Annotated in this window: 6 protein-coding genes; 2 read left to right on the forward strand and 4 right to left on the reverse strand. The window is 74.3% G+C overall.

Translation table 11 applies throughout. From position 1 onward, the window contains the following. Positions 1 to 3 precede the first annotated feature (3 nt). From F8568_RS13075 to F8568_RS13090, 4 genes are all read right to left on the reverse strand, one after another. The gene (locus F8568_RS13075; RefSeq protein ID WP_328600852.1) at positions 4 to 930 is read right to left on the reverse strand and encodes a D-alanyl-D-alanine carboxypeptidase family protein; all 927 of its coding nucleotides are present in this window, start codon (positions 928 to 930) and stop codon (positions 4 to 6) included. A gap of 271 nt (positions 931 to 1,201) precedes the next feature. Continuing rightward, on the reverse strand, positions 1,202 to 1,840 hold the full coding sequence (locus F8568_RS13080) for a hypothetical protein (protein ID WP_151593788.1): 639 nt from the start codon (positions 1,838 to 1,840) through the stop codon (positions 1,202 to 1,204). Between the two features lie 4 nt (positions 1,841 to 1,844). After that, positions 1,845 to 3,248 (reverse strand): selenium-binding protein SBP56-related protein, encoded by a 1,404-nt coding sequence (locus tag F8568_RS13085; RefSeq protein ID WP_151593789.1) that lies wholly within the window; start codon positions 3,246 to 3,248, stop codon positions 1,845 to 1,847. Positions 3,249 to 3,259: 11 nt separating this feature from the next. Further along, positions 3,260 to 4,573, reverse strand: a complete 1,314-nt coding sequence (locus tag F8568_RS13090; RefSeq protein WP_151593790.1) for a sulfite oxidase — start codon at positions 4,571 to 4,573, stop codon at positions 3,260 to 3,262. 127 nt (positions 4,574 to 4,700) lie between these two features. Here F8568_RS13090 and F8568_RS13095 point away from each other — a divergent pair, with 127 nt between their 5' ends. Next, positions 4,701 to 5,606, forward strand: a complete 906-nt coding sequence (locus F8568_RS13095) for an AAA family ATPase (protein ID WP_151593791.1) — start codon at positions 4,701 to 4,703, stop codon at positions 5,604 to 5,606. 4 nt (positions 5,607 to 5,610) lie between these two features. Beyond that, on the forward strand, positions 5,611 to 6,744 hold the full coding sequence (locus F8568_RS13100) for a vWA domain-containing protein (protein WP_328600853.1): 1,134 nt from the start codon (positions 5,611 to 5,613) through the stop codon (positions 6,742 to 6,744). Positions 6,745 to 6,791: the final 47 nt, after the last annotated feature.

The raw sequence follows: 6,791 nt of genomic DNA on the forward strand, positions 1-6,791 counted from the left end.
GTGTCAGTCGGTGGAGGTGTTGGCGGACGCGGGTGGGACGCGGTAGGGGGCGGTGGAGCCGAAGGCCCAGTCGAGCATGCGGGCGGCGTCGGTGAAGCGGGCTCGCTCGTCGGTGGTCGAGCTGTTGAGGACGACGCCGGTGAGGGCGCGGCCGCCGCGGCGGGCGGCGAACAGCAGGGAGTAGCCGGCGGCGTCGGTGGTGCCGGTCTTGATGCCGGCCGCGCCCCGGTAGGAGCCGAGGAGCCGGTTGGTGTTCTTCCAGGTGTAGGCGTGGTGGGCCCTGGTCCGGCGGAGCTTGTAGGTCCTGCGGCCGACGGTGGCGCGGAAGACCGCGTCGTCCATCGCGTAGCCGGCGAGGCGGACCTGGTCGCGGGCGGTGGAGCGGGTGGACGTGGCGGTCGGCCACGGCAGGCCGTCGAAGTTGGCGTAGACGGTGCGGGAGAGGCCGAGCTGGCGGGCGGCCTCGTTCATCTTGGCGACGAACCTGCCCTTGCCGGGGCCGTAGGCGTCGGCGAGGGCGTAGGCGGCGTCGCAGCCGGACGGCAGCAGCAGCGCGTTGAGCAGCTGGCGCACGGTGAGCCTGTCGCCCGCGTGCAGGCCGGCGGTGCTGCCGTCGTGCTTCTTGGCGTACGCCAGGTACTTGCGCCTAATGGTGATCTTGCGTCCGAGTCCGCCCTCGTGCAGCACGACGAGCGCGGTCATCACCTTGGTGATGCTGGCGATGGGGCGTTCGGTGTCGGCGGCGCGCGACCAGAGGGTGGTGCCGGACGTCGCGTCGTACAGCAGGGCCGACTTGGCGCCGACGCCGGACGGTCCAGCGGCGGGACGCGCCGACGCCGCGCGGGCCGGGGCGGCCATGAGCGACGGGACGGCGGCGAGCGGCAGAACGGCGGCGATGGTGCGGTGGCGGGCGGCGATTCTGGTGATCACATTCGGACACTGCCACCCGGACGGGCCGTCTTCAAGCACCGTGCAGGCCTCCCACCAGCGCCGATACAGGGTTCACCGTACAGATCGGACGCCGCGTCCCGGGCCGTCGCCGACCGCATCACCCCGAACGTCCTCGGCGCGAGTCCCACGATCGTGGACGCGCTGGCGCTCGCGGGGAGCCGTGTCGCCGAGAGCCTGCAGCGCCTCGAACCCGCCGTCCTGGACGCGGCGGATGCGGCGCGTTGCGGCGCGTCCTAAAGGCCGGCACGTCCTAAAGGGCGGCGACGAGCGTGACGGCGCCGGCGGTGATGAGGGCCGCCGCCCACACCCGGTCCAGGTTGAACCAGGCGCGGCGCAGGATCGCCAGGCCCACGATCTCGTAGACGGCGACGGCGATGGTCCCCGCGACCGCCAGCATCGCCAGCGTGTGCACCCCGGTCACGAAGATCGCGGCGGACACGGCGTTCCCGGACGCCGGCGCGAGCCCGTGGTGGTGGCCGGCGGGGACCGTCCCGGACGAGGTGAGCACGGGCAGCAGCATGAGGCCCGCGCCGTGCGCCGACGACATCAGGAACGACCAGGCGGCGAGCTGCCACAGCGAGATCCGCATGCCGACCCAGCGGAAGTGCCGCCGCGACAGCAGCCGCCACAGCCCGAACCCGACCAGCACGATCCCGCCGCCGATCGCGACCGCCTGGGTCGCCACGACCGACCGGGTCAGCGCGACGAGGACCGCGACGGCCCCGACGGACGCGGCGTGGCCCGCGGCGATCGCCGGCAGCGACTGCAGGACGAGGGCCCGGCTGCGCTCCTGCAGGCCGCGGGCCACGGCGAACAGCCAGCCCATCGCCGGGTTGAGGCCGTGGAAGGCACCCATCGCGACGAGCGCGGCGAGCGAACCGTCCTTCACCGCTCTACGGGTAGCAGTAGGAGTCGGACGAGGCGTCGCCGCCCTGCAGCCGCGTCTGGTGGGGGCGCCGGCCGCGGAACGCGTCGCCGTGCGGGAAGAACCGCTCGTCGAACGCGAAGCCGCCGCCGGTGGAGTCGAGTTTGGCCATCCACGCGCCGACGCCGTCGGGGTAGAACTGGTCGTCCCAGGATCCGTAGAGCGAGTTGGTGATGTAGACGCGCTTCCCGTCGCGGCTGACCTCGACCATCTGCGGCCCGCCGGCGAGCGGCAGGTCCGGCGCGGCCGGGTGCGGGGTGCGGCGGGTGATGCCGCCGATGCGCACCGAGCCGGCCTCGACGGGGTGGAACGGGTCGCCGACGTCGTAGCGCTTCAGCTCGCCGGTGCCCCAGCACGACACGTACAGCCACCGGTCGTCCACGGACAGGTCGATGTCGGTGACCAGCGGCGGGACGGCGCCGAACGGCGCGATGACCTCGGGGAGGGACGCGGCGTCGCCGGCCGGTTCGGCGGGGATGGTGATGACCTTCGTCGCGGCCCACCGGTCGCCGTCGCGGTGCCACAGCCACACCGACGCCGACAGGTCCTCGACGCTGACGACGACGCCGGCGAAGCCGTACTGCTTGGTCGGGTCGTGCGCGGGCCGCAGCTCCAGCACCATCTGGTGCTGGTCGCCGAGGTCGACCTCCTGGACGTGGCGGCGCCTGCGCAGGTCCCAGAAGTGCAGCGAGTGCCCGTACTTGCGGCCGAGCAGCAGCTCGCCGACGACGCCGTCCTCGATCATCGACGGGGTGCCCCACTCGGAGGTGATGAGCACGTCGTGCGCGATGTGCCACCAGGCGTCGTAGGCGAAGTACTGCGGGCCGCGATCGACCTCCCAGCGGCCGAGGACGTCGAACGAGGTGTGGTCGAGCAGCGCGATCCCGCCCGGCCCCTCCTCTCCATGGGCGCCGCCGAGCGCGGTCAGGTAGAGCCCCTCGGGTCCGCAGTGGACGGTGTGGGGCCGCGAGTACCCGGCGCGCTTCGCCAGCTCGTCCGGCTCCAGGATCTTCACGATCTCCGGTGACGTCGGATCGTCCTTGGTGTCGATGACGTAGACGCGCGACGACCGGAGCCCCGGGACGATCAGGTAGCGGCGCTCCACGTGCGGGTGCGGAGCGTACGGGCACAGGGCGCTGCTGCACGCGTTCCATCCGAAATGGTGCAGCTCGTCGCCGAGGTGCGGCAGGTCCGTCCAGCCGACGACGTCGCCGTAGGACGCCGAGCCGGGATCGACGTCGAGGACGGCGATCGCGTCCGGCTTCTCCGCCGCGCGGTCGAACGCGGCGACGTAGGCCAGCTTCTCCGGCGGCGCCGACACCGCGTCCCGCGGCGAGGCGTAGAAGGTGGGGTCGGGCTTCCAGAGTGCCATGGCGGGTCCCTTCAGAGGACGGTGACCGGGTGGCGGACGACGGCGCCGAACAGGTAGCCGAGCGTGTTGTAGGGCGCGGTGGACGGCTGGGACGCGCCGGTGTCGTCGGTCGCGCGGGCGAGCAGCTCGTGGCGTCCGCGGCCGTCGGGCCGCCACGGGAACTCCCAGCGGACCCAGCCGTGCGCGGCGGTGTGCCGGTCGTGGACGCGGGCGCGCCGCCACGTCCGGCCGCCGTCCGCGCTGACCTCGACCTTCGTCACCCGTCCCGTGCCGGACCAGGACCGTCCGTGCAGGACCTGGGTGTGGGCGGGGAGCGAGGCGTCCCACGGCAGCTCGAACGCCGACTTGACGTTCATGCGGGTGAGCGGCGCGCTGCCCTCGGGCGGGTAGCCGGGGCCGAAGAGCCGGTAGTAGCGGGTGTTCCACGGGGAGTGGAGCGGCTCGTCGGCGACCTGGATGTCGCCGAGCCACTTGATGTTGGCGACGCCCACCCAGGACGGGACGACGAGCCGGACGGGGAAGCCGTGGTCGGGCGGCAGCGGCGCGCCGTTCATCTCGTAGGCGAGCAGGACGTCCTTGAGCGCCTTGGCGACGGGCAGGGGGCGCCTGACCCGGCCGAGGTTCTCGCCTTCGTCCACGAAGTCAGCGTCCAGCCCGCGCGGGAGGATGTCCACAGCCTGCGGGGTGAGACCCGCGCGTTCCAGGACGGCCGACAGCGGCACGCCGCGCCAGCGGGCGACGCCGACCGCGCCGAGCCTCCACGGCGTGCCGGACACCTCCTGGCCCTGCTGGGAGGCGTAGAAGCCGCGCGCGTTGCCGGTGCATTCGATGAACGAGGTGATGGTCTCGGCGCGCATCCCGAGGAGGTCCTCGTAGGAGAACTCGACGGGACGCGATTCCGGCGGCGCGCCGTGCAGGCCGGTGCCCCAGAGCTTGAGCCGCCAGGTGCGGGCGTCGATGCGCGGCGTGGCGATGTGGTTGCGGACGAAGAACCGGTCCGCGGGCGTGAGGAGGCCCTGCCCGCGCATGGCCTCCCAGCGCATCTCCGCGTTGGTGCCGTGGGGGATGAACAGGTCGGGCGGCAGCGGCTTGACGATCCCGGTGGCGGGGGCGGTGCCGGCGAGCGCCGGGCGCGGGGAGGCGGCGGCCGCGCCGAGGGCGGCGCCGAATCCCGCGCCGGCGGACACCCGCAGCATGCCGCGCCGTGACAGCGCATGCCCGGACGGCGCGGCCTGGGCTGCGCGGACGCGCTGGTAGGTCGCCTCGTCGGTCAGGTCGCCGTCGTGTCCGGGCTGGGGACAGTGAGGGATGTCACCGGTTCGCATGTGCTCGATGCTGCTGATCGGCGACCCGAAAGTCAACTTTCCCTACGGATTTACCATGGAAATGGAGCCGGAATCCCGGGATGCGGACGTCTGGGAGTCGGCGCCTCGGCTGGGTAGCCTGGCGGGCATGGCGGACACGGCGGACACGGCGCCGGCGGGCGAGGTCGACTCGCCCGCGGGCCTCGCGAGCCTGCTGGACCGGCACGCCTACCTCTGCGACGAGGGCCTCGCCACCGCGTGCTTCCTCGCGCTGCGGATGGGCCGGCCGCTCTTCCTGGAGGGCGAGGCCGGGGTCGGCAAGACGGAACTGGCCAAGACCCTCGCGACGGCGCTCGGCGCGCCGCTGATCCGGTTGCAGTGCTACGAGGGGCTCGACGCCTCGCAGGCGCTCTACGACTGGGACTTCCCGCGCCAGCTGCTGCACCTGCGCGCCGCCGAGGCCGCCGGGATCGGCGACGTCGCGCGGCTGGAAGGCGAGCTGTACGACCGGCGGTTCCTGCTCGCCCGGCCGCTGCTGCGGGCGCTGGAGACCTCCCCGAGCGTGCTGCTCGTCGACGAGCTGGACCGCGCCGACGACGAGTTCGAGGCGTTCCTGCTCGAGGTGCTCAGCGACTTCACCATCACCGTCCCCGAGCTCGGCACGATCCGGGCCGAGCGCCCGCCGGTCGTCGTCGTCACCTCCAACCGGACCCGCGAGGTGCACGACGCGCTGAAGCGGCGCTGCCTGTACCACTGGCTGGAGCACCCGTCGTTCGACCGCGAGGTCGCGATCATCCGGCGGCGGCTGCCCGCCGCCGCCGCGCGGCTGGCCGGTCAGGTCGCGGGCGTGGCGCAGCGGCTGCGGACCCGCGACCTGCTCAAGCCGCCGGGCGTCGCGGAGACCCTGGACTGGACCGAGGCGCTGGTCGCGCTCGGCGTCCGCGAGCTGGACCCCGGTACCGCCGCGGTGACCCTCGGCGCCGTGCTGAAGTACCGCGAGGACCAGCAGCGCGTGCTCGCCGGCGGCCTCGACGCCCTGCTCAACGGCGGGTGAGCCGGTGCGGGACGTCACCGAGACGATGGTCGGGTTCGCCAGGACGCTGCGCGCCGCCGGCGGCACCGCCGACCCCGAGCGGGTCCAGGCGCTGCTCGCCGCGCTCGACCACCTCGACGTCCTCGACCCGTCCGAGGTGTACTGGGCGGGCCGGCTGACGCTGTGCGCCGACCCCGACGACCTCGCCCGCTACGACCGCTGCTTCGCCGCGTACTTCTCCGGTGCGACGGCCGGCCCGGTGCGCCGTCCGCCGCCCGTGGTCGTGCGCCGCGTGACGGTCGCCGAGCCGGACGGCGGCGCCGGCGGCGACGAGGAGGAGGACGGCGAGGTGAGCGCTGCGACCGCGAGCGCCGTCGAGGTGCTGCGCGACCGGGACGTCGCGCGGCTGACCGCCGCCGAGCGCGCCGAGGTCGCCCGGCTGATCGCGGTGCTGGACGCGGGCGCCGAGCGCCGCCGGTCGCGCCGGTTCACGCCGGCGCCGGCGGGCCGCCTCGACCCGGCCCGGACCGTCCGGGAGACGCTGCGGCGCGGCGGCGAGACGTCGCTGCTGCGGCACCGGGCGCACCGCACCCGGCCGCGCCGCGCCGTGCTGATCGTGGACGTCAGCGGGTCGATGGGCCCGTACGCCGACGCGCTGCTGCGGTTCGCGCACGCCGCGGCCCGCTCCGGCGGCCGGGACGTGGAGGTGTTCAGCGCGGGCACGCGGCTGACCCGGCTCACTCGCGAGCTGCGGCACCGGGACGCGGACGCGGCGATGGCGGCGGCGTCCGCCGCGATCCCGGACTGGAGCGGCGGCACCCGGCTCGGCGAGGAGCTGAAGGAGTTCCTCGACCGGTTCGGGCAGCGCGGCCTGGCGCGCGGCGCGGTCGTGGTGATCGCCTCGGACGGCTGGGAGCGCGGCGACGCGGCGCTGCTCGGCGAGCAGATGGCCCGGCTGCGGCGGCTCGCGCACCGGGTGATCTGGGCGAACCCGCACAAGGCGCGGCCCGGGTACGAGCCGCTCACCGCGGGGATGGCGGCGGCGCTTCCGCACGTCGACGACTTCACCTCCGGCCACAGCCTCGCCGCCCTGGAGGGGCTGGCGCGGCTGATCGCCGACACCGGAAGGGGACGGGCGCATGCGCGACGTGCTGGATGACATCGCCGGCTGGTACGCGGCGGGGGAGACGTTCGGGCTGGCGACGG

The sequence above is a fragment of the Actinomadura physcomitrii genome, from assembly GCF_008923205.2.
In the GTDB taxonomy this organism is placed as follows: Bacteria; Actinomycetota; Actinomycetes; order Streptosporangiales; family Streptosporangiaceae; genus Spirillospora; species Spirillospora physcomitrii.